This window comes from Micromonospora sp. Utrum1 (assembly GCF_057197805.1).
Genome location: NZ_CM170071.1, coordinates 69501 through 95346 on the forward strand (window position 1 = coordinate 69501; position 25846 = coordinate 95346).

23 protein-coding genes are annotated in these 25846 nt (G+C 73.8%); 12 read left to right on the forward strand and 11 right to left on the reverse strand.

Going from position 1 to position 25846, the window contains the following annotated elements; translation table 11 throughout:
• Positions 1–25: 25 nt before the first annotated feature.
• From AC0OLQ_RS00340 to AC0OLQ_RS00350, 3 genes are all read right to left on the reverse strand, one after another.
• Positions 26–538 (reverse strand): hypothetical protein, encoded by a 513-nt coding sequence (locus AC0OLQ_RS00340; protein WP_484532517.1) that lies wholly within the window; start codon positions 536–538, stop codon positions 26–28.
• A 140-nt stretch (positions 539–678) separates the two neighbouring features.
• Positions 679–2418, reverse strand: a complete 1740-nt coding sequence (locus AC0OLQ_RS00345; protein WP_484529735.1) for a hypothetical protein — start codon at positions 2416–2418, stop codon at positions 679–681.
• A 221-nt stretch (positions 2419–2639) separates the two neighbouring features.
• The gene (locus AC0OLQ_RS00350) at positions 2640–3812 is read right to left on the reverse strand and encodes a thiolase family protein (RefSeq protein WP_484529736.1); all 1173 of its coding nucleotides are present in this window, start codon (positions 3810–3812) and stop codon (positions 2640–2642) included.
• A 100-nt stretch (positions 3813–3912) separates the two neighbouring features.
• Here AC0OLQ_RS00350 and AC0OLQ_RS00355 point away from each other — a divergent pair, with 100 nt between their 5' ends.
• The gene (locus tag AC0OLQ_RS00355) at positions 3913–4347 is read left to right on the forward strand and encodes a PH domain-containing protein (protein ID WP_484529737.1); all 435 of its coding nucleotides are present in this window, start codon (positions 3913–3915) and stop codon (positions 4345–4347) included.
• A 15-nt stretch (positions 4348–4362) separates the two neighbouring features.
• On the opposite strand, the gene AC0OLQ_RS00360 is transcribed toward AC0OLQ_RS00355, so the two are convergent.
• Together AC0OLQ_RS00360 and AC0OLQ_RS00365 are read right to left on the reverse strand one after the other, a co-directional pair.
• On the reverse strand, positions 4363–5310 hold the full coding sequence (locus tag AC0OLQ_RS00360) for a rhomboid family intramembrane serine protease (protein ID WP_357331591.1): 948 nt from the start codon (positions 5308–5310) through the stop codon (positions 4363–4365).
• A 25-nt stretch (positions 5311–5335) separates the two neighbouring features.
• Complete coding sequence (locus AC0OLQ_RS00365; RefSeq protein ID WP_484529738.1) at positions 5336–5866, reverse strand: peptidylprolyl isomerase; 531 nt, start codon at positions 5864–5866, stop codon at positions 5336–5338.
• An 84-nt stretch (positions 5867–5950) separates the two neighbouring features.
• On the opposite strand from AC0OLQ_RS00365, the gene AC0OLQ_RS00370 reads away from it, so the two are divergent.
• Positions 5951–6754, forward strand: a complete 804-nt coding sequence (locus tag AC0OLQ_RS00370; RefSeq protein ID WP_484529739.1) for a hypothetical protein — start codon at positions 5951–5953, stop codon at positions 6752–6754.
• A gap of 69 nt (positions 6755–6823) precedes the next feature.
• Here the strand turns inward: AC0OLQ_RS00370 and corA are convergent, their stop codons facing one another.
• The gene (corA, locus tag AC0OLQ_RS00375; RefSeq protein ID WP_357331596.1) at positions 6824–7972 is read right to left on the reverse strand and encodes a magnesium/cobalt transporter CorA; all 1149 of its coding nucleotides are present in this window, start codon (positions 7970–7972) and stop codon (positions 6824–6826) included.
• A 372-nt stretch (positions 7973–8344) separates the two neighbouring features.
• A complete protein-coding gene (locus tag AC0OLQ_RS00380) occupies positions 8345–9439 on the reverse strand; it encodes an aminotransferase-like domain-containing protein (RefSeq protein ID WP_484529740.1) in 1095 nt (364 codons plus the stop codon).
• A gap of 199 nt (positions 9440–9638) precedes the next feature.
• Between AC0OLQ_RS00380 and AC0OLQ_RS00385 the strand changes: the two genes are divergently transcribed.
• Positions 9639–10517: a 3'(2'),5'-bisphosphate nucleotidase CysQ gene (locus AC0OLQ_RS00385; RefSeq protein ID WP_484529741.1), complete on the forward strand. Its 879-nt coding sequence runs from the start codon at positions 9639–9641 to the stop codon at positions 10515–10517.
• A 103-nt stretch (positions 10518–10620) separates the two neighbouring features.
• Complete coding sequence (locus AC0OLQ_RS00390) at positions 10621–12201, forward strand: glycoside hydrolase family 26 protein (RefSeq protein ID WP_484529742.1); 1581 nt, start codon at positions 10621–10623, stop codon at positions 12199–12201.
• Positions 12202–12259: 58 nt separating this feature from the next.
• On the opposite strand, the gene AC0OLQ_RS00395 is transcribed toward AC0OLQ_RS00390, so the two are convergent.
• The 4 genes from AC0OLQ_RS00395 to AC0OLQ_RS00410 are packed head-to-tail and all read right to left on the reverse strand — an operon-like array spanning position 12260 to position 15258.
• Entirely contained in the window at positions 12260–13174 is a 915-nt protein-coding gene (locus tag AC0OLQ_RS00395; protein WP_484529743.1) for a glycosyltransferase family 2 protein, read from the reverse strand.
• Positions 13171–14148, reverse strand: a complete 978-nt coding sequence (locus AC0OLQ_RS00400; protein ID WP_484529744.1) for a sulfotransferase family protein — start codon at positions 14146–14148, stop codon at positions 13171–13173. The genes AC0OLQ_RS00395 and AC0OLQ_RS00400 overlap by 4 nt, the downstream gene beginning before the upstream one ends.
• Positions 14145–14726 carry a glycosyltransferase gene (locus AC0OLQ_RS00405; protein ID WP_484529745.1) on the reverse strand — a complete coding sequence of 194 codons (582 nt, stop codon included), beginning with the start codon at positions 14724–14726 and terminating at the stop codon, positions 14145–14147. Before AC0OLQ_RS00405 ends, AC0OLQ_RS00400 begins: the two co-directional genes overlap by 4 nt.
• A 55-nt stretch (positions 14727–14781) precedes the next feature.
• Positions 14782–15258, reverse strand: a complete 477-nt coding sequence (locus AC0OLQ_RS00410) for a glycosyltransferase family protein (protein WP_091265599.1) — start codon at positions 15256–15258, stop codon at positions 14782–14784.
• A gap of 497 nt (positions 15259–15755) precedes the next feature.
• On the opposite strand from AC0OLQ_RS00410, the gene AC0OLQ_RS00415 reads away from it, so the two are divergent.
• The 8 genes from AC0OLQ_RS00415 to AC0OLQ_RS00450 all read left to right on the forward strand — a co-directional run bounded on the left by AC0OLQ_RS00415 (position 15756) and on the right by AC0OLQ_RS00450 (position 25845).
• A complete protein-coding gene (locus AC0OLQ_RS00415) occupies positions 15756–17531 on the forward strand; it encodes a Wzz/FepE/Etk N-terminal domain-containing protein (protein WP_484529746.1) in 1776 nt (591 codons plus the stop codon).
• The gene (locus AC0OLQ_RS00420; protein WP_484529747.1) at positions 17528–18529 is read left to right on the forward strand and encodes a DUF3048 domain-containing protein; all 1002 of its coding nucleotides are present in this window, start codon (positions 17528–17530) and stop codon (positions 18527–18529) included. The genes AC0OLQ_RS00415 and AC0OLQ_RS00420 overlap by 4 nt, the downstream gene beginning before the upstream one ends.
• On the forward strand, positions 18526–20013 hold the full coding sequence (locus tag AC0OLQ_RS00425) for an O-antigen ligase family protein (RefSeq protein ID WP_484529748.1): 1488 nt from the start codon (positions 18526–18528) through the stop codon (positions 20011–20013). The genes AC0OLQ_RS00420 and AC0OLQ_RS00425 overlap by 4 nt, the downstream gene beginning before the upstream one ends.
• Complete coding sequence (locus tag AC0OLQ_RS00430) at positions 20013–21218, forward strand: hypothetical protein (RefSeq protein WP_484529749.1); 1206 nt, start codon at positions 20013–20015, stop codon at positions 21216–21218. Before AC0OLQ_RS00425 ends, AC0OLQ_RS00430 begins: the two co-directional genes overlap by 1 nt.
• A 17-nt stretch (positions 21219–21235) precedes the next feature.
• Entirely contained in the window at positions 21236–22099 is an 864-nt protein-coding gene (locus tag AC0OLQ_RS00435) for a sulfotransferase domain-containing protein (RefSeq protein WP_484529750.1), read from the forward strand.
• A complete protein-coding gene (locus AC0OLQ_RS00440; protein ID WP_484529751.1) occupies positions 22096–23685 on the forward strand; it encodes an oligosaccharide flippase family protein in 1590 nt (529 codons plus the stop codon). The genes AC0OLQ_RS00435 and AC0OLQ_RS00440 overlap by 4 nt, the downstream gene beginning before the upstream one ends.
• A gap of 28 nt (positions 23686–23713) precedes the next feature.
• Positions 23714–24646 carry a sulfotransferase family protein gene (locus tag AC0OLQ_RS00445; RefSeq protein ID WP_484529752.1) on the forward strand — a complete coding sequence of 311 codons (933 nt, stop codon included), beginning with the start codon at positions 23714–23716 and terminating at the stop codon, positions 24644–24646.
• Between the two features lie 146 nt (positions 24647–24792).
• Positions 24793–25845: a glycoside hydrolase family 26 protein gene (locus tag AC0OLQ_RS00450; RefSeq protein ID WP_484529753.1), complete on the forward strand. Its 1053-nt coding sequence runs from the start codon at positions 24793–24795 to the stop codon at positions 25843–25845.
• Position 25846: the final 1 nt, after the last annotated feature.

Genomic DNA, 25846 nt, shown 5'->3' on the forward strand with positions numbered 1-25846 from the left:
ACGTTCGGGTTCGGTAAGGAGCCGGTCAGCTGACCGGCGCGGGCCGGAATACGGCCGGGCGGGCACCGGCCGGCGGCTCGCCGATGGTGGCGACCAGCCGCTCCGCGGGCGCCCGGAGCCGGGTCCGGAAAGCGTGGTTGAGCAGGGCGTCGAGCTGCCACACCTGCTTCGGGTGGTGGGTGCGGATGAGGAACCGCTCCCGGACCCCGTCGATCGCGGTCGCCGCCAGCTCCAGGCTGTGCGACCGGGGATCGGGGCTCCAGGTGACGTTGCTCAACTCGCGCAGTTCGGTGTTGAGGTGCAGGCGCAGCCGGTGCAGCACCCGGGTCTGCCGGGTGATCACCAGCCGGCGGTGGGTGAGCAGCATCAGGTAGTCGCCGCCGATCGGGTGGTCCGCGCGGCTGCACCGGGTGACCAGGATGGTGGCGTCGCCGGAGCCGACGCATCGGCGGAAGACCGGCATGTGCCGGCTGACGGTCTGGGTCGCCAGGCCGGTCTCGGCGGCGGCCGGAAGGAACGTTCGCGAGAACACGTCCATGCAAGATGCAACGAGCATGTGAGCAGGGGTGATATGGGTCACTCCCGATTTCTGGAAGTTCCACCCGTGCAAATCGCACCCGATGTGCGACGGACGACGGGCCCCGGCCGCCGGTCCAGCGGCCGGGGCCCGTCCGAGGGTCAGGGAGCGACGCGGATCAGCCCGGCGTCGACCTGCCACTGGCTGCCGTTCGGCACGTACGTGTCGACGCTGTGGCCGATCACCTCGTCACCCTCGACGGCGTACCGGGAGACGTCCGAGTCCACGGCGTCGTCGGTGGCGTCCCGTCCGGTGAAGTCGTACGTCGCCGCGGCGACCCGCACCTCGACGCGGTACTGGTCCGGCTTGACCTCCACGGTCCAGCTGCCGTCGGCCGCCACCGGAACGGCGACCGGGGCGCCGTCCGGCTGGCCCGCGAAGGTGGGCACGATCCAGACCGAGGCGCTCGCGGCGACCGGTTCGACCGCCACGTCCTCGGCGTCGCGCCGGCCGTCGCCGTCCAGGTCCTGCCAGAGCTGACCGTGCACGGTGCTGGTGTCCGCGAACTCGACGTAGTGGCCGATCTCGTTGGCGCCGGAGTTCAGCTCCGGGGTGGAGGTGGTGAGCACGCCCTCGAACGGCAGCAGGTCGCCCGCGACGCCGCCGACCACGGCGAGGTCGAGCGCGATCGTCGCCTGCTCGCCGGTCGCCATCGGGTCGTGCCGGCAGTCCCAGCCGTCGCTGAGCGTGCTGCACCGCCAGGGCGAGGTCGCACCGTCGGCCGGGACCGGGCGCAGCCGCGGGTCGACGGTGATCCGCATGGTGACGTCCTCGGCGACCAGGTCGCCGACGTTCTCGAACTCCCAGGTCGTACGGACCGTGTCCCCCTCGATCACCCAGTAGGGCCGGACGTCGAGGGTGGTGAAGCGGAGGTCGGCGCCGTGCGGCTCGGGCACCACGCTCGCGTCGTACGTGAAGACGGCGTCACCGATGTTGTCGCCGGTGTTCAGCTCCGCGCTGGTGGTGTTCACGTCGACGGGCACGATGACGGTCGACCCGTCGGTGCCGGCCGGGAGTTCCACCCGCAGGGCCAGCGCGGCGGCGGCCTCGCCGGCCGCGAGCGCCGGGTGCGTGCAGGCGACCACCGGGGAGGAGACGTCACAGCGCCAGCGGCTGTCCGAGGGCAGGCCGCCCTCGTCGGCGACGGTCACGCCGTCGGGCAGCCGGAGGTGGAGGTCGATCCCGTCGGCGGCGGCGTTGCCCCGGTTGACCAGGCCCACGCCGACAGCGGCGACCTGACCGTCGACGGCGACGCGCTCCGGGTCGGGGGTGACGGTGAGCCCCAGGTCGGCGACCTCCGGCTCGGGGACGACGATGCTCGCGTCGTAGGTGAAGACGGCCGTCCCGGTGTTGTCGGAGGTGGCGCTCTCCCGGCTGGTCGTGGTCACGCCGACCGGCACGGCGATGGTGCCGCCGTCCTGCCCGGCGGGCAGCCGCACCTGGAGCTTCAGCGGGGCGGCGGCCGCCCCCGCGGCGAGCGCCGGGTGCGTGCAGCTGGTGACCGGGGTCGCGAGGACGCAGTGCCACGGGCTGTCGGACGGGATCCCGCCCTCGCCGGCGGGCGCGACGCCCGGCGGGAGGCGGAAGGTGAGGCTGATCCCCTCGGCGCCGGCCCGGCCGTGGTTGACCAGATCGATCCCGATGTCGGCGACCTGACCGGCCACCAGCACTCGCGCCGGGTCGGGGGTCACGGTGACCCCCAGGTCGGCCCGGGCCGGGGCGGCGGAGGCCGGACCGGCACCGAGGGCGGTGGCGACGGCGGAGAGGGCGACGGCGACGACTCCGGCGCGCAGCGCCGGGCCGCCGGGACGGATGGAGCGGACGAAACGGATGACGGGCATGCCTGCCTTTCGTCGGCGGAACGGCAGCGCGACCGGCGCCACCGGGTGCCGGGGGGCCGTCACGTCACCCCGTCGGGGGTCGGCCTCCGCCGGCATCCATCGAGTCAGGCGCTGCCCGGCTGACCGGCGTTACGCACCCAACCGCCGCGCCCTCCACTGTTCACCGACCGGCAACCGGGACGACACCGGCCAGGCGCTGCCCCTGACGGGAGCCGGCGAATTCAGAGCAGCTCGACGATGGTGGCGTTGGCCATGCCGCCGCCCTCGCACATGGTCTGCAGGCCGTAGCGGATCCCGTTGTCCCGCATGTGCTGGAGCATGGTGGTCATGATCCGGGCGCCGGACCCGCCGAGCGGGTGGCCGAGCGCGATCGCCCCGCCGCGCGGGTTCAGCCGCTCAGGGTCCGCCTCGGTCTCCGCCAGCCAGGCCAGCGGCACCGGGGCGAACGCCTCGTTCACCTCGTACACCCCGATCTCCTCGATGCCCAGCCCCGCGCGCCGCAGCGCCTTCGCGGTGGCCGGGATGGGGGCGGTGAGCATGGTGACCGGGTCGTCGGCGGCGACCACGGCGGTGTGCACCCGGGCCAGCGGGCGCAGGCCGTGCCGGCTGGCCCACTCGCTCGTGGTGACCGCGAGCGCCGCCGCGCCGTCCGAGATCTGCGACGCCGAGCCGGCGGTGACCACGCCGTCGGCCTTGAACGGCGTGGCCAGCTCGCCGAGCTTGGCCAGCGAGGTGTCCCGCCGGATGCCCTCGTCGGCGCTGAACTTGCCGCCGTCGGCCAGCGCCACCGGAGCCAGCTCCGGGTCGAACGCCCCGGCGTCCTGCGCGGCGGCCGCCTTCTCGTGGCTGGCCAGCGCGAACTCGTCGAGCTGGCTACGCGACAAGCGCCACCGCTGGGCGATCAGCTCGGCCCCGACGCCCTGGTTGAACGGGAGCGGGCTGTCCTCGGCGACGCCCTCGACGCCGCGGTAGCGCTCCAGGATCGCGGCGCTGAACGGCATCCCGCCGGCCACACTGGCACCCATCGGCACCCGGGTCATCGACTCGACGCCGCCGGCGACCACCAGGTCGGCCTGGCCGGAGAGGACGGTGGCGGCGGCGAAGTGCAGCGCCTGCTGGCTGGACCCGCACTGCCGGTCGACCGTGGTGCCGGGGACCGACTCGGGCCAGCCGGCGGCGAGGACGGCGTTTCGCGCCACGTTCCACGACTGCTCGCCGACCTGCGAGACGCAGCCCCAGACCACGTCGTCGACCTGCTCGGGGTCGATGCCGGTGCGCTCGGCGAGGGCGCGCAGCACGTGCGCCGAAAGGTCGACCGGGTGCACGCCGGCGAGGCTGCCCTTGCGCCGCCCGACCGGGGTGCGTACCGCACCGACGATGACCGCGTCACTCATGTCTACTCCCCGGTAACCTGGCTTGCCCCGATCCTACGTGCTGATCCGGCCGGTCGTCCTCCCCCCGGTCGCCAGCCCTCCCGGCTGGCATGCTGGGACGGTGACTCCACAGTCGTCCCCGGCCGGGCAGTGGCGGGTGCCGCCGGTGCTGCCGGCGGTCAAGGCGCTCGCCGCGCTCGTCCTGATCGCGCTGGGCCTGCTCTTCGCGGGCGCGGACCGGATCCAGCTCGTGCTCGCCGGGCTGGCCGCCGCCGCGCTGCTCGGCTGGGCGCTGCGCGACCTGGTCGCGCCGGTCCGGCTGGCCGCCGACCCGGAGGGGATCACCGTGATCCAGGGCTTCGCCGGCCGCCGGCGGCTGCCCTGGGCGGCCGTGGAGTCGATCCGGGTGGAGCGGCGTACCCGCCGCGGGCTCACCGCCGAGACGCTGGAGATTGACGCGGGCGATTCGCTGCATCTGTTCGGCCGCTATGACCTGGACGCGCCGCCCGAGGAGGTTGCGGCCGCACTGACGGCCGCCCGCGCTGACGCGCGCTGAGCCCCGCCGCTGGCGTCAGCCGGTCAGCGCCGCGGTGCGGACGAGGACCAGCCCGAGCAGCGCCACCAGCAGGATGGCCCCGCCGGCCGCCTGGAAGGCGGTCCGCCGCATCCGCGGGGCGTACGCCAGGACCAGGGCCATCAGCGCGCCGACCACCAGCCCGCCGAGGTGCCCGGCCACGGAGATGCCCGGCACGGTGAACGTGAAGATCAGGTTGATCACCAGGATCGGCACGATGGCCGAGGTGTCCCGGCCCAGCCGGCGCATGATCACGAAGATGGCGGCGAAGAGGCCGAAGATGGCCGTCGACGCCCCGACCGCGGGCGAGTTGGGAGCGCTGAACAGGTAGACGGCGACGTTGCCGCCGAGCCCGGCGATCAGATAGAGCGCCAGGAACCGCAGCGGGCCGAGCACCGCCTCCAGGGTCCGGCCCAGCACCCAGAGCGCCCACATGTTGAGCAGCAGGTGCAGCACGCCGTAGTGCAGGAACATCGCGGTCACCAGCCGGTACCACTCACCGGCGGCGATGCCGTGCAGTTCGCCGAAGGGGACGTACGGGGCGTAGCCCAGCGCCGCGCCCCAGTCGGTCAGCGGCGTCGAGTCACCCATCAGGCCACCGAGGCCGGAGCCGCCGGCAACCGCGGTCCCGCTCCCGGCCGAGATGATGGACAGGACCATGACCAGCACGTTCAGCGCGATCAGGGTTTTCGTGACGTAGCCCTGGCGGCCGGCCGCACCGCCTCCGAAGGCGGTACGCGCCGGCCGCACGCTACGGCGTCCCTCGCTGACGCACTCCGGGCACTGGTGGCCGACGGAGGCGTCCCGCATGCACTCCGGGCAGATCGGCCGGTCACAGCGGGTGCACCGGACGTACGTCTCCCGGTCGGGGTGCCGGTAGCAGACCGGAGTGGTCGGCACCGGACCCTCTGTGGCGTCACCTGCCTGCCCGGAGCGCTCAGTCATGCGAGCAAAGGTACCCGCGCGACGCTCAGGCCGGCTTGCGCTCGATTTCGACGCGCTCGATGACCACGTCCTGGAGCGGCCGGTCGCTCGGGCCGGTCGGGGTGTTCGCGATCGAGTCCACGACCTTCGCCGACTGCTCGTCCGCGACCTGACCGAAGATGGTGTGCCGGTTGTTCAGGTGCGGCGTCGGGCCCACCGTGATGAAGAACTGCGAACCGTTGGTGCCCGGCCCGGCGTTCGCCATGGCGAGCAGGTACGGCCGGTCGAAGCGCAGATCCGGGTGGAACTCGTCGGCGAACTTGTAGCCCGGGCCACCGCGACCGGTGCCGGTCGGGTCACCCATCTGGACCATGAAGCCGCTGATCACGCGGTGCGAGATGGTGCCGTCGTAGTACGGCCCGCTGCCCGGCTGGCCGGTGCGCGGGTCGATGTACTCGCGGGTGCCCTCGGCCAGCTCGACGAAGTTGCGGACGGTCTTCGGCGCGTGGTTCGGGAAGAGCTCCAGCCGGATCGGGCCAGCGTTGGTGTGCAAGGTGGCGTAGACAGCCTCGGCCACGGGTACTCCTCACTCGTTGGTCAGTTCCATGCGGATCCTCCCATGTGCCCGATCTGGCCATGCGGAGGCATCCGAAGGTGGAGGATGACGGAGGAACAACTCCCAGGAGGTGGGACCGTGTTTGGAATCGGGCGGCGTAAGACCCGGGGGCAGCTCGCGAAGGCCGAGCTGAACCAGGGCATCGGTCACCTGAGGCAGGCCGCCGCGCACGCGGCGAAGGGTGCCGGCGCCACGGTCGGCCCGCGGGTCCAGGCAGCCCGGGGCGCGGTCGCGCCCACCGCGATCGTCGTCCGGGACCGCGCGTCGAGCGGCGTCGCGTCGACGGTCGCCGCACTCGCGCCGCTGGTCCTGGCGGTGCGTAACGCGCAGGCCGAGACCACCGGCAGGGCCGTGACCGGCCGGAAGGCGGCCGCCGCCAAGCAGGCCGCGATGAACAAGAAGGTGAAGGCGAAGAACATGAAGGCCGCGAAGAAGAAGCAGAAGAGGTCGCGCGGCATGACGACCGGCCTGCTGGTCGCCGGCACGGTCGCCGGCCTGGCCGGCGCGATGGCCATGCGGCGCCGACGCGAGCAGCAGGAGTGGGCCGAGTACGACCCGACCGGCAAGCTCGAGCCGATGCGGGAGGACGTGGACACCATCGTGGTGGAGACCCCGGACGCGACCGCGAAGGTGACCCAGCCCGGGCCGACCGGCGCCGGCAGTTCGGCGGTGGCCGGCGGCGGCAGCGCCTCGACCGCCACGTCGAGCAGCCAGCCGGTGATCCAGCCGAGCGACAAGGTCCCCTCGGTGGCCGAGGGCGCCAAGGACGTCTCCGGCCGCCCGGCCGACGACCTCAGCAAGGCCGTGCAGAACGGCCGGAACACCGCCAAGTCCAGCGGTCGCCGCTGACCGCGAGGTCACGGAGCAGCGCCGGCGCGCGGGGGTACGCCCCGCGCGGCCGGCGCTTCCGTCTGCCGGCTACAGCCAGCCGTTGCGGCGGAACCAGCGGTAGAGGGCGAGGGAGATGCCGAGCATCAGCGCGAGCACGACCGGATAGCCGTACGTCATCCTCAGCTCCGGCATGTTCTCGAAGTTCATGCCGTAGATGCCCGCGATGGCGGTCCACACCGCCGCGATCGCGGCCCAGGCCGCGATCTTGCGCATGTCGTTGTTCTGGTCGACGGTGACCTGGGCCAGCCGCGCCTGGAGGATCGAGTTGAGCAGGTCGTCGTAGGAGTTCACCTGCTCGACGGTGCGGCTGAGGTGGTCCTGCACGTCCCGGAAGTAGCGCCGCACCTCCTGCGGCACCTCCCGGTTGACCTGCGAGGTGAGGGTGAGCAGCGGGCGCTGCAACGGCACCACCGCCCGCTTGAACTCCACCAGCTCCCGCTTCATCTGGTAGATCCGCTGGATCCGCCCGCTGCCCTGCCGATCGAAGACGTCCGCCTCCAGCACGTCGAGGTCGTCCTCCAGCCGGTCGGCCACCTCCAGGTAGAGGTCCACCACCCGGTCGGTGACCGCGTACGCGACGGCCCACGGGCCGTGCAGCAGCAGGTCCCGCTTCGCCTCCAGGTCGGCCCGGACCGGCGAGAGCCGGCAGGCGTCCCCGTGCCGGACGCTGATCAGGAAGTTCGGCCCGATGAAGAGCATCACCTGGCCGGTCTCCACCACCTCGGAGTTCTCGGTCAACTCGGTGTGCTCGCAGTAGCGGGCGGTGCGCAGCACCAGGAAGGTGACGTCGCCGAAGCGCTCCAGCTTCGGGCGCTGCTGGGCCTTGACCGCGTCCTCGACGGCCAGCTCGTGCAGGCCGAAGGTGGCCGCGATCGCGGTCATCTCGTCCAGCTCCGGCTCGTGCAGGCCGAGCCAGACGAAACCGTTCCCCTCCTGGCGGGCGGCAGCCAGGGCGTCGGCGTAGTGCCACTCGCCGGGCCGGCGCTCGCCGTCGACGTAGAGGCCGCAGTCGACGATTCCGCTCCGGCCGGGGCCGGCCGGCTCGGTCGTCCGCGGGGAGCCGTCGGCGTTGAGGATGCGCGACATGGCGCGTACCGGTGCCGCCCAGGCCCGTGGTCGGGGCGCCCGGCCACCGTTGTCCCCGGCGGTGCGGTCGCGTGTCACCCGGTCCGTCATCTCGCCCCCTCTCCACGTAGCTGCGGCTTGCAGGTTACGCCGGTCGGGACGAGGCGCAGCGCGGGCGAGCGCGGGGCGGGCGGCCGGGCTGCGACCCGCGTCACGCCGGGGCGGGAGACGGTGGCGGCGCCGGGCGGGCCGGCCGCGTCAGGGGGGGTGAGGGGCGACACGGCCCACCCGGCACCCATTGGGGGCGGGGGTTGTGCTGTGCGCGCCGACGGTCCGGACGGGGGCGGCCCCGCGGCTCCCCGGTCGGTGGACCGGTCACCGTGGGAAGGTGAGCGGCGCTCGCAGCATTGTGAGCCGCCGGCCGGCCGAGCGGGAGAGCCCGGTCGGCCGGTATCGCCCTTCTGTCAGGAACCCGACAGAAATCTAGCCTCGGACGGCCGCCATGGCCTCGGCCAGCCGCCGGACGCCCTCCTCGATCCGGTCCGCGGTCACCGCGGAGAAGGCCAGCCGGAGGGCGTGCCGTCCGCCCTCGATCATGAAGTCGCTGCCCTTGACCACCGCGACGCCGCGCTCGGCCGCGGCCGGGGCGAGCCGGTCGACGTCCACGTCCTCGGGCAGTTCCACCCAGAGGAAGTAGCCGCCGTCCGGCTCCACGAACCGGGCCTCCGGGATGTGCCGGCGCAGCGACTCGGCCAGCACCACGGCACGCTCGCCCAGCGCGGTCCGCACGGTGTGGATCGACCGCTCGATCTCCCCGGAGACGCAGAACTGGTGCACGATCGCCTCGGAGACCATGCCCGGCGAGATGTAGAGGCTGGTGGCCCGCTTCGCGATCGTCGCGATCACGTCGGCCGGGCCGACCAGGTAGCCGACCCGGACGCCGGGGCAGACCGTCTTGGTGAAGCTGGAGGCGTGCACCACCACGCCCCGGGTGTCCATCGACAGCATCGAGGGCAGCGGCTCGCCCCGGAACCGGATGTCCGCGTACGGGTCGTCCTCGAAGATCGTGAAGCCGTACTCGGCGGCCAGGTCGAGCAGTTCGCGACGCTTCTCCAGGGAGAGGGTCACGCCGGCCGGGTTCTGGTAGTTCGGGATGACGTGGGCCAGCCGCGGCCGCACCCCCGACTCCAGCAGCTTGCGCAGCTCGGCGGTGTCCAGACCGTCCGGCTGGATCGTCACGCCGTGGATCTCACTGCCCATCTGCTGGAGGTTGAGCAGCGTCCGGTCGTACGTCGGGCGCTCGACCACCACCGCGTCGCCCCGGCGGACCAGGTGGTCGAAGAGGAACGCGTCGGCCTGAAGCGAACCGTTGGTGATGAGCACCTGGTCGGCCTCGACGCCGTGCTTCTCCGCGATCCACTTCCGCAGGGGCGGGTAACCGACGGAGGTGCCGTACGCCGTGATCCCGGCGGGGTCGGCGTCGAAGGCACGGACGGCGGCGGCCTTGAGCCCCTCGACATCGACGATGTCCAGCGAGGGAGCGCCACGGGCGAAGGAGATCAGCTGCTCGGCGGTCATGCGCACGAGCCTAGGGCCTGGCCCGGCGGGTCCGACCGTCATACACGCGAAGTTCAACATGCGGGCGGCCGCTCCGTCCACCAGGGCCGACGGAGATCCGAAACGAGTTCACGGCTGTCTACCATCCGACCGGAAGCTGGCGCCGGGACCACCGGCCGCCGAAGGATTGCGGGTCGCGGCAGACCCCGGGAAACAGGTGGTGAGGCTCGTGACCGAGGACGAGGCCGGACGGCTCGACGACCAGCAGTTCGCGCAGTGGCTGGCCGGGCGGGCGGGCGAGGCGCTCACCGCGCTGCGGGACCGGCAGGGCTTCGCCGACCCGAAGGCGCTCAAGGACGCCGGTGACCGCGCGTCGCACGAGCTGATGACCGCGGCGCTGGCCCGCTGGCGGCCGGCGGACGCGGTGCTCTCCGAGGAGGAGGCCGACTCGCGCCGGGCCTGGGCCGACGGCGAGCGCGCGCCCCGGCACGACGCCGACCGGGTCTGGATCATCGACCCGCTGGACGGCACCCGGGAGTTCTCCGAGGCCGGGCGGGACGACTGGGCGGTGCACGTGGCGCTCTGGCAGCGCTCGGCCGCGCCGGACGGCGCCCTGGTCGCCGGCGCGGTCGGCATGCCGGCCCGGACCACCGTGGACGGTGACCAGCTCATCCTCGGCACCGGCTGCCCGACCCCGAAGGCCGTCGACGGGCCGATCCGGATCGCGGTGAGCCGCAGCCGTCCGCCGGCCTTCGTCGGCGAGCTGGTCGAGCTGCTCGGCGCGCAGGCCGTCCCGATGGGCTCCGCCGGGGTCAAGGTGTGCGCCGTGGTGACCGGCGAGGTCGACGCGTACGTCCACGCGGGCGGTCAGTACGAATGGGACAGCGCCGCCCCGGTGGCGGTAGCTTTGGGCGCCGGGATGCACTCGTCCCGGATCGACGGGTCGCCGCTGCGCTACAACCGGGCCGACCCGCGCCTGCCCGACCTGCTGGTCTGCCGCCCCGAGCTGGCCGACCGGCTGCTCGACGCGATCGCCCGCACCGGGGTCGAGATGCCCGCTTCGACCGTCACCGGCACCACGCGTGGGGCGTTCGGCTGAGTGTTGCGGTACGCACGGCCCAGGTGACCGGGAGATATCGTCGGTCGGAATGCACGTCCGACCTGAGCCCCGAGAGACGGGCCACCGCCAGCCAGGGAGGGTCATGCCGGCCGAGCGAGACCAGCACAACGCCTTCGGACAGCCGACCGGCCTCTGGCCGGGGCAGGACGTTCCGCGCCAGCAGGGCGCGCCCGTCCTGCCCTGGCCCGAGGCCGCGCCGCCGGTACCACCGGCCGAGGCCCGGTCCGGCCTGCCCTGGCCGGAGACCGGGCCGGCCGTGGCCGGTCCCGCCGGCCCTGACCCCCGGTGGGCCGACGCCGGCCGGGGGTACGCCTGGCCGGCTCGGCAGGCCGGCCCGGCCGGGCACTCCGACGCCGGCCCGGCGCCGCACGCCGCCCACGCCGACTGGGCGCCGCAGGCCGGACCGGTCGGGCAGGGTGACTGGGGGCCGCCGGCCGGTCCCGGCCCGGAGGCCGGTTGGGCCGAGGGCGTGCCCACCGCCACCGCCACCCTGCCCGGGCCGCCGCCCGCGGGCGTCTGGACCGAGCCGCGTACCGGGACCGGTGCCGGTGGCGGCGACCAGCCGCCGCCACCGCCGCTCACGCCGACCCCGACGCCGCCCGGGGGATCCCGGCGGCGCTGGCGGGTCGCCGTCGCCACGGCCCTCGTGCTCGCCGTCGCGGGCGGCGGTGCCGCGTTCGCGACCCTCCGGCCCGACCCGACCCCGCAGGCCGGCGAGGCGCCGCGGACCGGCGCGCCGCAGTCGGCGGGCCCGAGCGGCGCGGCCACGCCCGGCGCCGCCACCCCGAGCGCCGAACAGGGCCTCGGCGGCAAGCCGGCCACGTCGCCGTCGACCTCCGCCGGCCCGACCCCGGGATTCGCGGGTACCCGGCTGACCCTCCCCGGCGCGTCGATCGGGGTGCAGAACGGGGAGACCTTCGGGCAGGCGCTGAGCCGCTCCGACCGGACCTTCGGCAAGCTGCGGATGGCCCGGGTCTTCTTCCCCGGCCTGCCGCCGGCCTGGAACGGCAGCCGGGCCGACGTGGTGGACCGGACCGTGGTGGTCTCCTTCAAGGCCTCCCCGCAGGAGATCAACTCCGGCAAGTACGACTCCCGGCTCACCTCCTGGTTCGCCTCGATCCCGCGCGAGCACAACGTGTACTGGTCGTACTTCCACGAGCCGGAGGACGACGTCGAGCGCGGCGCGTTCACCACGGCGGCGTACCGGACGGCCTGGAAGCGGGTCGCCGGGCTGGCGAACCGGGCGAACAACCCCAGACTGATCAACACGCTGATCCTGATGTGCTGGACGCTCGACCCGAAGTCCGGCCGCAGCTTCGACGCCTTCTACCCCGGCGGCGACGTGATCGAGACGCTCGGCTGGGACTGCTACAACTGGGGCGCCAAGTGGAAGCGATACGCCCCGCCGCAGGAGATCTACGGCGAGATGATCAGCAAGTCCAAGGCCCTGGGCAAGCCGTGGGGCGTCGCGGAGACCGGCAGCGACCTGGTGCCGGGTGACTCGGGCAGCGGCCGGGCGACCTGGATCCGCTCGATGACCGGCTTCCTCAACGGCCAGCGGCCGGAGTTCGTCGCGTACTACAACCAGGCGGTCAGCCAGGGTGACTTCCGGCTGCTCGACCAGGCGAGCATCCAGGCGTGGAAGTCCTTCTGCGTGGCCTGACCCCGCACACGGAGACGGGCGGACGACCGACTGGTCGCCCGCCCGTCGCGCGTACGGCTCAGATGCCCCGGCCGCGCTTGTGCAGCGTGCGCAGCACCCGGTCGGCCTGCACGGCGCGGCTCGCCACCGCCAGCGCCAGGTAGGCGCGCGGCTCCCGCGGGTTGCGGGCCAGGGTGCGCCGAGCCCAGCGCACGGCGTCCCGCCGGTTGCCCATGGCCGCCTGGGCGAAGGCGATCTGCCCGGCCACCCGCGCCTCTCCGTGCGGCACCGTGGCGAACTCCGGGTAGCGGCGCAGCAGCCACTGCAACGCGGTCGAGATGGTCTCCCAGCGCTGCGCGAAGTACGACCGCTTGTGCCAGCGGACCAGCACGTAGGGGCTCTCCACGTTGACCAGCGGGGCGTACCGGGCGGCCCGGAGCAGGAACTCGTAGTCCTCCGCGTAGCCGCCCGGGATCTGCTCGTCGACCAGACCGATCGCGTCGAGCAGGGCGGCCCGGCGGATCAGGAAGGTGGACGGGTGCAGCTCGGTGAGCCGGTCGCGGAGCAGCGCCTCCAGCGACACCCGGGACCGGTCCAGCGAGCGGTCCACCGTCCGGTCGTCGTAGCTGACCCGGATGCCGCAGCTGACCAGCGCGCCGTCCGGGTGCATGTCGAGCGCGCCGAGCTGGGCGGCCAGCTTGCCGGGCAGCCACTCGTCGTCGTCGTCGCAGAACGCCACCAGGTCGCCGTTGGCCGCCTCGATGCCGGTGTTGCGCGCCCCGGCCAGCCCCGGGCTGCGGGTGTTGGTGATGACCCGGACCCGCCGGTCGCCCCGGTCCAGCTCCAGCGACCGGTCCGGCTCGGACTGGTCGTAGACCACGACGGCCTCGATCAGACCGGGGTGGGCCTGGCTGAGGATCGCGTCGAGCGCCGCGCGCAGCAGCTCGGGGCGGTCCCGCGTCGGTACGACGACCGAGATGCTCGGCCCACTCATGCTTTCTCCACGGACTCGTCGGATCCCCGCTGGCCCAGGTAGCCGTAGCGGACTCGGAAGGGGAGCGTGGCCAGGCTGACCACGGCCCGGCTGCGGCGCGGCAGGCGGCTCCGCCACGCCTCGTCCCGCCGCACGGTCAGCGGCCCGCCGCTGAACCGCAGCGGGTTGCCCGCGATGCTGTGCGCCCGGAAGGGAGCAGCGGGCGGGTCGGTCAGGATGCGCAGCGCCTCGGGGTCGTCGGGCAGGCCGGCGAACTCACGCAGCCGGCGGACCGTGCCGGCCGGGTCGGCGGTGAAGTCCTCGTAGCGCAGCCGGAGCACCTGCGCCCGGGCGGCGAGCAGGTGGAACGCGGCGTTCTGCGCGGTCCACAGCTTGCTCACCTCGAACGGCGAGAAGGTCGGCATGAAGTCCTCGCCGTCGACCACCTCGGGCCGGCGCACCTGCTTGCCCCAGGAGTACGCCACCGCCCGGCTGTCCCGGATAAGGTGCAGCACGCGCAGGTCGAGCCCCTCGGCCCAGCGCAGCGCGAAGGCGAGCGAGGCGTGCTTGCTGGAGTCGACCACCACCCGGGCACCGGTCGCCGCGAGGGCGGCCCGGTAGATGCGGGTGTAGAGGTCGGCGTAGCGGCGTACGTCCGCGAGTTGCTCCGGCGAGAGCGAGTTCTTCGCCAGCCGCGGGATGTGCCGGGTCCGGTCGACCCGATCCTTGAGCGCCAGCACGTCGTCCCGGTCGACGGCGGACCAGCCGCCGAAGGCGTGCTCGCCCACCTGCCGCCAGAACGAGCAGGCCGTGAAGCGTTCGCCGCAGCCGCACCGCTCGTCGGCGCCGAGCGCCCGCTCCCAGAGATGCACCACCTCACCGACCGCGCACACGTCGGCACTCTGCGCCAGCAGCAGCTCCAGCAGGGTGGAGCCGCTGCGGCCGAGGCCCCCGACGAAGAGGACGCGGGGCTCGGCCGACGCGGCGGCGCTCACCGGCCCCACCCGCCGGCGCGCTGGTGTACCCGGCGGGCCACCAGGCCGTCGATCACCGCGCCCACCCGGGCCACCGCCTCGGCGCGCGGGTCGGGCCGGCCCGGGTCGGCGGCCAGGACGAACCGGGCCGGGTCGGCAAGCCCCTCGTCGAGCGCGGCGACCAGGTCGGCCTCCGACTCGCAGAGCTGCACCATGCCGGCCGCGCCCAGCCGCCGGGAGAAGAGCTGCTGGTGGTTGTCGACGTGCTCGTCGTGGGTCGGGTCGCGGGGCACCACGATCGGCAGGTGGCCGGTACGCCGGGCCTCGGTGATGGTGGCCGGGCCGCCGTGGCTCACCACGAGCGTGGCCTCGGCCATCGCCCGCTGGAGTTCCTCGTGGCCGAGGAACGGCGTGGCCTCGGGCAGCGCCGGGGGGCGGCTGTGGCCGTACTGGAGGACCAGCCGGACGCCGGGCCGGTCGGCGTGCCACCGCTCCAGCCAGCCCACCAGCCGGTCGAACCGGTGCACGTCGGTGCCGACGACGACCAGCACGATAGGCACCGGCCCGCCGTCACGCTGCCGGGGCACGTGCACGCTCACAGCGTCACCTTCGTTCGCGACTGCGGGGCTCGCAAAACCGGCTCACTCCTCGCGCTCACAGGAGGTTCCCCACGACGGTCGCCTCCGGGTACATCCGGCGCTGCTCCTCCCACTGCACGAGCATCGCGGAGAGGAAGGGACGGCAGAGCCGGGCGGTCAGCGTCGCGCTGTCGATCCGGTCGTAGACCTCGATGTAGACCGTCGGGATCCGACGCAGCCGGGCCGCGACCACGAACGGCAGGGCGACCCCGGCGCCGGTGGTGACCACGGCGTCGACCCGGCGCCGGCGGATCACCTTCAGCGCGAGGAAGGCGTTACGGACCAGGTTCCGGACGTTCCGGGTGGTGGGGTGGTGGGCCCAGACCACGTCCTCGCCGTCGAGCAGCGAGCGGGCGTCGGGGGTGTCGAAGGTGACCCACGCCCGGCGCCGCTCCCGGTACCAGGGCTCCAGCGCCAGGAGTTGGGCGAGATGCCCGCCGCTGGAGCCGACCAGCAGGACCTGACCCGAGTCGTCGATTGACCCGCTCACCAAACATTCCTCCCCGTACGCTGCGACCGCGCCCGGATTTTCGTGAATGACCGTCGGACGCGCCATGACAACCTACTGGCGCGGGGGTGGACAACTGAAGGGGCCGTTGGACGGATCCCCACCGACCGGTCGGGTCACCCCGGGAATCCCGTAAACGGGATCCGGCCGGGCGTGCGACCGCCGAGGTCAGCCGGGGTCGAACCGGTATGACGGGCCGGGCCAACCGCGCCGGCCCGGCATGTGTCAGGATTCCGTCACCGCTCCGCACGAGGGCCGGCGGAGACGCCGACCACGGGGGCAGTCGGGCCCGACACCGGGGAACCCGCCGAATGGCCAGCGCCGATGGGCCATATCTACGCGGGCTGCCTACACGTGGGCAGGCTTACCGGAACGTGAGCAGACTTTCCCTCATCGTTCGGATCGGGGACACTCAAGGTCACGGTCAGGTCCAGCTGTGCCGTGGACTGCCCGGCTCGGTCGAAAGGGAGCGACAGACTCTGATGCCCTCACCCCATTTGGCCGAGAGCGACTCCGACGGTCTTGCCCTGATGGCCTACCTGGGCTGGCTGCGGCGCCGTTGGTGGATCCTGCTCCTCGCCGCGGTCCTCGGCCTGGCCGGCGGCCTGGCGGTGAGCCAGCTCCAGCACGCCCGATACACGTCGGGCACGTCGCTGCTGGTGCGCCCGCTCAGCGCCGGCGCGGAGAACAACCCCAACGCCAAGGTCAACCTCGACACCGAGGCGCAGGTGGTCCGCTCGCTGGTCGTGGCCGAGCGGGCGAAGGGTCTGATGAAGGTCGGCACCGGGGCCGACCAGCTGGTGAAGTCGGTGACGGTCACCGTCCCGCCGAACAGCCAGATCCTCCAGGTGGCCTACGAGGCGGACAGCCCCGCCCAGGCGCAGGCCGGGTCGCACGCCTTCGCGCAGGCCTACCTCGACCTGCGCAAGGCCACCGCGCAGAAGGCGCTCGAGAACGAGATCACCTCGCTCAAGCAGCAGATCACCGACGTGAACAAGCAGCTCAGCGCGGTCGCCGGGCGGATCGCGGCGGCGCCGGCCAACAGCCCGGAGCGGGAGCGCGCCGAGGCCGACCGCAACGTGCTGACCAACCAGCTCACCTCGCTGAACAACCGGCTCAGCCCGCTGCTCTCCGCCGACAGCGACCCGGGCGAGATCATCTCGGACGCCCGGCTGCCGGAGCACCCCAGCTCGCCGAACCGGACCCTGAACCTGGCCAGCGGCATGGGCGCCGGCCTGCTGCTCGGCATCGTGCTCGCCCTGGTGCTGGACCGGCTGGACACTCGGATCCGCCGCGGGCGGGACATCTCCGACCGCGTCGGGCTGCCGCTGCTGCTGGAGCTGCCGGCGCGTACCACCTCGCTGGCGGTGCTGCCGGCCACCCACAAGATCTCCCGCGAGCTGGGCCGCCTGCGCAACGTGCTGCTCTCCGCGGTGCCCGAGCCGGCGCAGTCCGGTCGCGGGCGTCAACTGCTGCTCTGCGACGGCTCGGCCGGCACCGCCGCCGGATTCGTGGCGGCCAACCTGGCCGCCGCGTACGCCCGCACCGGCCAGCAGGTCGCGCTGATCACCACCAAGCCGGACTCGGCGCTGAGCGGCATCACCGGGGTGGCCGAGGGGCGGCACAGCCTGGCCTCGGTGCTCCGCCGGGACGTGCCGGCGCTCAAGGCGCTGGCCCCGGTGCCGGGCCTCGGCCAGCTCCGGGTGCTCGTCCCGGGCGACCTCGACGCCGAGATCGAGCTGCCGGTGTCCGGCCTGCTGGAGATCCTGCGCGAGCTGTCCGCGCGCTTCGACCACGTGCTCATCGAGACCGCCCAGCCGACCCTCGCCGTGGAGGCCCAGGCGCTGGGTCGCCACGTCGACGCGGTGATCGTGGTGGCCGAGACCGGGCGGACCCGCAGCGGCGAGATCTCCGCCGCGCTCCAGCAGTTCGAGCAGGTCAACGCCCCGGTGATCGGCGCCGTGCTGGCCCCGCGCCTGCCCGCACCGACCCCCGGCGCCACCCGCCCGGCGGCCCCGGCCAACCGGCCCAAGCCCCGGCCGAGCCCCGGCCCCTCCGCCGAGTCCACCATGGTGCTGCCCCGGATGCACCCGTCCGCCTCGGGCGCCTCCGCCGGCTCGGCGAAGCCGCCCATCCCGGGTAAGGCGTCGGCCCCGGTCAAGCCGCTGCCGGTCAACGGCAGCGGCGGCACCTACCGGTCCCGGGGCGACGGCGAGGGCCGCAGCTACGCCCTCGACTCCGGCGAGGACCTGGGGTGAACCGCCGGCAGATGCTCCGCGCCGCCCTCGCCCCGGCCCTCGTGGTCGGCCTCGGCACGGCCTGCAGCGAGCCCCAGCCCAAGGCGGGCAGCGTCGACGTGGTCGACCCGGGCAGCGCCCCGGCGGCGCCCGCGCCGAGCCCGACCCCGAGCCTGCCGGCCGGCCCGCTGACCGGCGCGCCGGTGAGCGCGGCGCCGCTGGCCAACCGGCAGGCGGTCGCCGTGCCGCTGCGGGTGCGCCCGTCGACCACCCCGGCCGGGCTGGAGGCGGCCGACCTGGTCTACGCCGAGTTCGCCGAATCCGACACGCTGCACCTGACCGCGGTGTTCCAGTCCCGCGACGCCGCCAAGATCGGCCCGGTCGCCGAGATCCGCCCGGTCGACATCCGGTCGGTCGCCGTGCTGCGCCCGTTCGTCGGCTACGCCGGCGGCCCCACCGGTTTCCTCACCCAGTTCGAGAAGTCGGGGCTGGCCGGGGTCACCCCGGACGACGGCGACGCCATCGACGACGGCTACACCTCGACGACCGCGCTACTCAAGGCCGCGCCGAAGGGCGGCCAGCCGCCAACGGCGGCCCTCGACCACGCCACCGACGGTGCCGCGCTGGCCGGGCGGGACCTCGTCCCGGCCACCGAACTGTCGGTCACCGTCTCCGGCGGCCCGCCCATGGTCTGGCGGTACGACCAGCAGAAGTCGCTCTGGGTGGGCAAGGTGGGCACCGCGACGGTGACCGCCGCCTCGGTGATCGTGCTGACCATGGAATACCGGACGCTCGACGTCCGGAACCCGTCGCCGCGGTCGCTCCCATCCGCGAACGTCTTCGGTGAGGGCGCGGTGGTCGCCGTCTCCGGGCCGTCCGGCGCGAAGGGCCGGTGGCGCAAGCCGGGCCTGGGGATGGTCTGCACCCTCGCCGACAACGGCGGTGACCTCATGCACCCGCAACCCGGCAACGCCTGGGTGATCTACGCGCCGACCACCGCCAAGGTCACCGTGAAATGAGCACCGTCACCCCGCCCCGCCCGGCGCGCGGGTCGGCCCCGGTCGGCGCGGCGGTCCCGCCGCCCCCCGGGACCCGACTCGCACCGGTCGTGGTGCGGCCGAAGGGCTGGTCGCTGCGGTTGCCCACGGCGTGGCCGCTGATCGCGCTCTTCGTGCTCTACCCGCTGTGGTGGGCGCTCGGGGTGTCCAGCTTCGTCTTCGTCATCTTCGCGCTGCCGATGCTGGTGCAGCTGCGCCGCCGGGGGCCGGTCCGGGTGCCGCCCGGCTTCGGCATCTGGCTGCTGCTGCTGCTCTGGCTGGTTCTCTCTGCCGTGATGCTCGGCCTCACCGCGCCGAACACGCTCCCGCCGGGCGGCGGCGGCCGGTACATCGGCTGGGCCATCCGGCTGGCCAACTTCGTCGCCATGACCGTGGCCATGCTCTACGTCTACAACCTGCGCGAGCGGGAGCTGTCCCGGCGCCGGATGGTCCGGCTCTTCGGCTTCATGGGCGTGGTCGTGGTGATCGGCGGCTGGCTCGGCTCGCTCTTCCCGACCCTCGGGTTCATCGCGCCGCTGCGGTTCATCCTGCCCCACTCGATCGCCAGCCAGCCCTTCGTCGCCTCGCTGATGGACGTCAAGTTCGCCCAGGTCCAGCAGGTGCTCGAGGGTGAGGCCAGCTCGCCGCGGCCGTCCGCGCCGTTCACCTACACGAACTCGTGGGGTGAGAACACCGCGATCCTGCTGATCTGGCTGATCGTCGGCTGGGTGGTGCTGGGCCGGCCGCTGCGCCGGGTGGCCGGCGTGGCGATCGCGCTGGCCGCGATCTTCCCGATCATCTACTCGCTCAACCGCGGCCTGTGGATCGGCCTCGGCATCTCCGCGGTGTACGTGGCGATCCGGCTCGCCCTGCGCGGCCGGATGGCGGTGCTCGGCGGGCTCGCCCTGGCGGTCGGGCTGATCGGGGTGCTGATCATCGCCACACCGCTGGGTCGCACCTTCGACGAGCGGCTGCAGAACGGGCACAGCGACGACATCCGCACCACCCTCTCCGAGGGCGCGGTCACCGCGGCCAACCACTCGCCGGTGCTCGGCTACGGCGGCAACCGGGCGCTGATCGGCAGCAACCGGTCGATCGCCATCGGCAAGTCCGACGACTGCAAGCAGTGTGGCAACCGGGAGCTGGGCAGCAACGGCCAGCTCTGGGCGCTGCTGGTCGGCCAGGGCTACGTGGGCGCGATCTGCTACAACGGCTTCTTCCTCTACTGCCTCTGGCGCTACCGGCGCGACCACAGCGCGATCGGAATCGCCGGCAGTCTCGTGCTCATCCTCATGCTCTTCTTCCAGTTCACCTACGGGGCGCTGGAAGCCACCCTCGCCTACGGCCTGATCTCGGTCGCCCTGCTCGCCCGCAACGACCGGCTCCGCCGGGCGCTCGCGCCGGCGCCGCCCCGGGGCACCGTGGCCGGGCTACGGGCCCGACTGGAAGCAGCCGGTGACCACTGATGGTGTTCCGCGTACCCCTGGACGGCGACGGCCGCTCGGCCTACCTCGGTGAGCTGGCCGGGCTGATCTGGCCCGAGCCGGCCGAACCCACGCTGCGCAGGGGTGGCGCCGGCTGGGTGGTGGTGCCCTCGGCGGCCCGCCCCCGGCTGCTGGTGCCCACCGCCTCCGGCCGGGCCGCGGCGAGCGCGGTCCGGCACTCCACCGAGGCGGTCGGCCGCAAGGCCAAGCTGGTCCGGCAGGGGCTGGCCATCGCCTTCCGGCTCGGGCTCGGGCCGCTGGTGTTCCGCGACCGGCTCGTGGTGGCCGGCGGTGGGCTGGACGCGTACCTGGCCGAGGTGCTGGGCGAGCGGGCGCTGGTCAGCCTGCACATCGGGCCGGCCCGGGCGAACCGCAAACCGGTGCTGCAACTGCTCGCCCCGGACGGCCTGGCCCTCGGCTACGCCAAGCTCGGTGTCGACCCATTGACCCGCGCCCTGGTCCACGAGGAGGCCGCCGCGCTGCGCCGGCTGGCCGACCTCCCGCTCGGCCCGGTCACCGTGGCCGGGGTACGCCACCACGGCGACTGGCACGGGCACGCGCTGCTGGTGCAGGAGGCGCTGCCGGTGCGGCTGCCCCGGGCCACCCCGGCCGCCGCCGACGCGGCCGAGCGGGCGGCCATGGTGACGGTCGCCGGCTGTCTCGGCGTACGCCGGCGGTCCTGGGCCGGGAGTGACCACGCGGCCCGGCTGGCCGACGCGGTGGACGCGCTCGGCGCGCGACCTGAGGCCGGGCGGCTGCGCGCGGTGCTCAAGACGGTCGCGGACCTGGACCCGACGGTGGCGTTCGGCGCCTGGCACGGCGACTGGAACGGCGGCAACAGCGCGGTGCTGGCCGACGGCCGGGTGCTGGTCTGGGACTGGGAGCGGTTCGAGGCGGACGTGCCGGTCGGCTACGACGCGCTGCACCGGGCGGTGCAGACCGCGATCGGCAACGACGGGGTGGAGCCGATCGAGGCCGCGCGGGCGCTGATCGCCGGGGCGGACCGCACGCTGGCGCCGTTCGACTCCGACGGGCGGGGCGCCGACCTGGTCGCCGTGCTCTACCTGGTGGAGCTGGCGGCACGCTATCTGCGGGACCGGCAGGCGGAGGCGGGTGCACGGCTGGGGCACGTCGACACCTGGCTGCTGCCCGCCGTGGAGGAGCACCTGGCCCGTCGGGCCCGGTGAGAGTGAGGAGTGGGGACGTGACGCTGGCCAAGGAGCAGGCGCTCCGCGCGGTGAAGTCGGTGAGCCGGACGGTCGGTCGGTTGACCGCCGGGTCGCGGATGGTGCCGGGATTCCTGATCGTGGGGGCGCAGCGCTGCGGCACCACCTCGCTGTTCAAGACGCTCTCCCAGCACCCCGGAGTGCTGCCGCCCGCCTACCACAAGGGCGTGCACTACTTCGACATGGACTACCGCCGGGGGATGAACTGGTACCTGGGGCACTTCCCCACCACCGCAAAGGCGGAGGCGGCGAAGGCGCAGCTCGGCGTACGCGGGATCACCGGCGAGTCGAGCCCTTACTACATGTTCCATCCGCTGGCCGGGCAGCGGATCGCCAAGGACCTGCCCTCGGTGAAGCTGCTGGTGCTGCTCCGCGACCCGGTGGAGCGGGCCTACTCGGCGCACTCGCACGAGCTGGCCCGGGGCTACGAGACCGAGCCGGACTTCGAGCGGGCGCTGGCACTGGAGGAGGAGCGGACGGCGGGTGAGCGGGAGCGGATGACCGCCGACCCGACGTACGAGAGCCACCACCTGCAGCACAACGCGTACCTGGCCCGGGGGCGGTACATTGAGCAGTTGGAGCGACTCGAGGCGCTGGTCGGCCGGGAGCGGCTGCACGTGATCGACAGTGACGACTTCTTCGCCGACCCGCGGCCGTCCTTCGACGCGGTCTGCGACTTCCTCCGCCTGCCCCGCTGGGCGGACATCGCCTTCGGCAAGCACAACTCGCGGTCCCGCTCGCCCATGTCGGCGGAGCTGCGGGCCCGGCTGGAGGACCACTTCGCCCCGTACGACGAGCGGCTGGCCACCTGGTGGGGACGCGTGCCGTCGTGGCGGCGGTGACCCGAGCGGACGCCGGCGGCACCCCGACGCTCACCGCACCGGCCGGCGGACCCGGCGCGGGCGCGGGCCTGGGTGGCGCGGCCCGGCAGGGTTTCGCCAACCTGGTCGGGGTGGGCCTGGCCGCGGTGGCCGGCTTCGGGCTGAACATCGTCATCGCCCGGGGCTGGTCGGTCCGTGAGGCCGGCATGTTCTTCGCGGCCACCAGCGCGTTCATGATCGCCGCGTCGGCGGCCCGGCTCGGCACCGACGTGGGGACCGTCTACTTCGTCAGCCGGCAGCGGACCCTCGACCAGCGGGATCGGATCCGGGGCACGGTCCTGGCCGGGCTGCTGCCGGTGCTGGCGGTCGGCGTGCTGCTCGGCCTGGCCGGCTGGCTGGCCGCGCCGGCGCTGGCCGAGGCGACCATGCCGGAGGCCGGCCCGGGCGGGGTGACGGCGCTGCGCATCCTGCTGGCCTTCGTGCCGTTGGCCGCGCTGAACGACTACGCGCTCGCCGCCTGCCGTGGCTTCGGCCAGATGCGTCCGCTGCTCACCGTGGAGCGGGTCGGCCGCACGCTGGTGCAGTTCCTGGCCGTGGCGGTGACCGCCTGGCTCGGGCTCTCCGCCACCGTCGCGCTGCCGGTGGCCTGGGTGGTGCCCTACCTGCTCGCCGCGGTGGTCGCCCTGGCCTGGCTGGGCCGGCTGGTCCGCCGTGCCGGCCGGCACGTGAGCCGGCCGGTGCCCGCGGGCGAGCTGGTCGGGCCGTTCTGGCGGTTCACCGGGCCGCGCGCGGTGAGCAGCCTGGCCGCGATCGTGGTGCAGCGGCTGGACATCGTGCTGCTCAGCGCCCTGCGCGGGCCGGCCGACGCGGCGATCTACACGGCGGCGACCCGGTTCCTGGCGCTCGGCCAGCTCTCCAGCGTCGCGCTCGCCAGCTCGGTACAGCACCGGCTGGCCGCCGCCTTCGCCCGCGACGACCGGGCCGAGGCGCGGCAGCTCTACCAGGCCGCCACCGGGTGGCTGGTGCTGCTCTCCTGGCCGGCGTACCTGGTCTTCGCGGCGTTCGCGACGCCGATGCTGTCGCTGTTCGGCTCCGGCTACGACGGCGGTCACCGGGTGGTGGTGCTGCTCGCGCTGACCATGCTGGTGGCCACCGGCTGCGGCATGGTCGACATGGTGCTGAACATGGCCGGCCGGACGGCCTGGACCTTCTACAACGCGATGGCCGGCACCGTGCTCAACGTGGTCGCCAACCTCCTGCTCATCCCGCGGTACGGCATCCTCGGCGCCGCCCTGGCCTGGACCGTCTCCATCCTGGTCACCAACCTGGTGCCGCTGGCCCAGCTCTGGTGGTCGATGCGGCTGCAGCCGTTCGGGGCCGGCACCCGGGCCGCGATGGCGCTGGCCGTCGCCGCGTTCGGCCTGCCGCTCGGGGCGGCCAGCCTGCTCGACGCCCCGGCGCCGGTGCTCGCCCTGGTGGCGGCCGGCGGCGCGGCGGCGTACCTGGCCGGCGCCTGGCGCTGGCGGGCCACCCTGCACCTCGACGCGTTGCGCGCGCTGCGGCGGGGCCGGAACCGCACCGGCCCGAACCTTGCCGCCCAGTCCTGACCCGTTCCTGCGTACCGATGGGACCCCGATGACCAGCAGCACGCCCCTCGCCCCGCACTCCGGCCTGTCGACCGTGAAGGCCGCGAAGCTCGCCGCCGTCGGCCTGCTGGCGGACCGGAAGGAACGCCGGGATCTGGAGCGGCCGGTGGAGGCCGCCAACCGCAGGCTCAGCCTGAAGGTCGAGCGGCCCATTTTCATCCTCGGCGCGCCCCGCTCCGGCACCACCTTCCTGGGCAGCTGTGTGGGCGCGCTGCCAGACGTGTCCTACCACTTCGAGCCCCGGCTGACCAAGGCGGTGGCCCGCTGCGTGTACGAGGGGAGCTGGACCCCGCAGCGGGCGGCCCGCTACTTCCGCGGCTACTACGGGGCGCTGCTCGCCGCCTCCGGCCACGGCGGGCTGCGGTTCGCCGAGAAGGACCCGGAGAACTGCTTCATCGTGCCGTTCCTGACCGAGGTCTTCCCGGACGCCGTCTTCCTGCACGTCTACCGGGACGGCCGGGACGTGGCGGTGTCGCACGCCGAGCAGCCGTGGCTGAACGCGGCCTCGACGGGCACCGGCAGGAGCGGCCGGGGCGGCACGCCGTGGGGCGCCACGCCCCGGTTCTGGGTGGAGCCGGAGCGGCGCGAGGAGTTCAGCCGGGTCTCCGACCTGGGCCGCTCAGCCTGGATGTGGCGCCGCTTCACCAGCAGCGCGCTGGCCCAGCTCGCCGACCTGCCGCCGGAGCGGGTCCGGCACCTGCGCTACGAGGACATCGTCAGCCGCCCGGCCGAGGCGGCCGAGGTGGTCGCCGACTTTCTGGAGGTCGGCGACCCGGCGGGCCGGCAGGCGCTGCACGCCCGGTTCGCCAAGGCCCGGCCGAACTCGGTTGGTCGCTGGCGGCAGCGACTGGCCGAACAGGACCTCGCCGACGTGCTCGCCGAGGCTGGGCCGCTGCTCATTGAACTCGGCTACACCGCGTGAGGACCGTCGCGCCGGTAGAGTGCCAGGGGTCGCCCGCCCGTCCCGGCTTTCCGCCCCGCTGACCTGGGGTGCGCCGGGTTCGACGACCGTCGGGCCGGCGACCATCCTGGGGAGAGGTTGCGGTGTTACGACGGTTACGACGGACGATGGCGGCCCTGTTCGCCCTGGGCTGTCTCGTTCCGACGGTGGCGGCCTGCGATTTCGGCTCGACCGACCGGCCGGCGGGCGGGACGACGACGGCGGCGGCACCACCCCCGCCCACGGTGACCCCCCGGACCGGCCCGGTGCGGACCACCGGGCGCGGGCCGGAACCGCCGGAGAAGGGCGCCTGGGTGGGCGCCTGGGTCAAGCCGCAGTTCCACAACGCCACCGGGCGGGCGGCCGCGTTCGACGAGTTCAACCGTGCGGCCGGCGGCGAGCTGACCATCGCGCACATGTTCCACGAGTGGAACGAGGCCTTCCCGGGCGCCACCGAGCGGGCCTTCCAGTCCCAGGGGAAGCTCCAGATGATCTCCTGGCAGGGCACCGACACCCGGTCGACGGTCACCGGCGTCTACGACTCGCTCATCCGGCAGCGGGCCGCCGACGTCAAGGAGTTCGGGGTGCCGGTGCTGCTGCGCTACCGGTGGGAGATGGACCGGCCGAACCTGGCCGCCAGCATGCACTCCCCGGAGGACTACGTCGCCGCCTGGAAGCACGTCCGCGCCATCTTCACCGAGGTCGGCGTCACCAACGCGGCCTGGGTGTGGTGCCCGCACGCGGACGGCTTCGCCGAGCCCGACCGGGACGCCGCCGCCTACTACCCCGGTGACGACCAGGTCGACTGGCTCTGCGCCGACGTCTACCCGGGCCCGGAGTGGAACAGCTTCACCGACCGGATGGACCACTTCATGGCCTTCGCGCAAAAGCACCCGCGGCCGGTGGTGATCGGCGAGTTCGGGCTCACCCAGGACGGCCGGCCCGGCCAGCGGGCCGACTGGATGCGTGAGGTCGGGCCCTACCTGAAGAAGCATCCGCAGATCAAGGCGGCCGTCTATTTCGCCGCCCGGCAGACCACCAAACCCCTGTACGACAGCACCTTCGGCGACGACCCGGAGAGCGCGGCGGTGTTCCGCGAGATGTCCACCGACCCGTACTTCAACCCACCGCCGCCGGATCTCAGCGTCTCCTCGGCGGCACCCTCCGTACCGAGTCGATGAT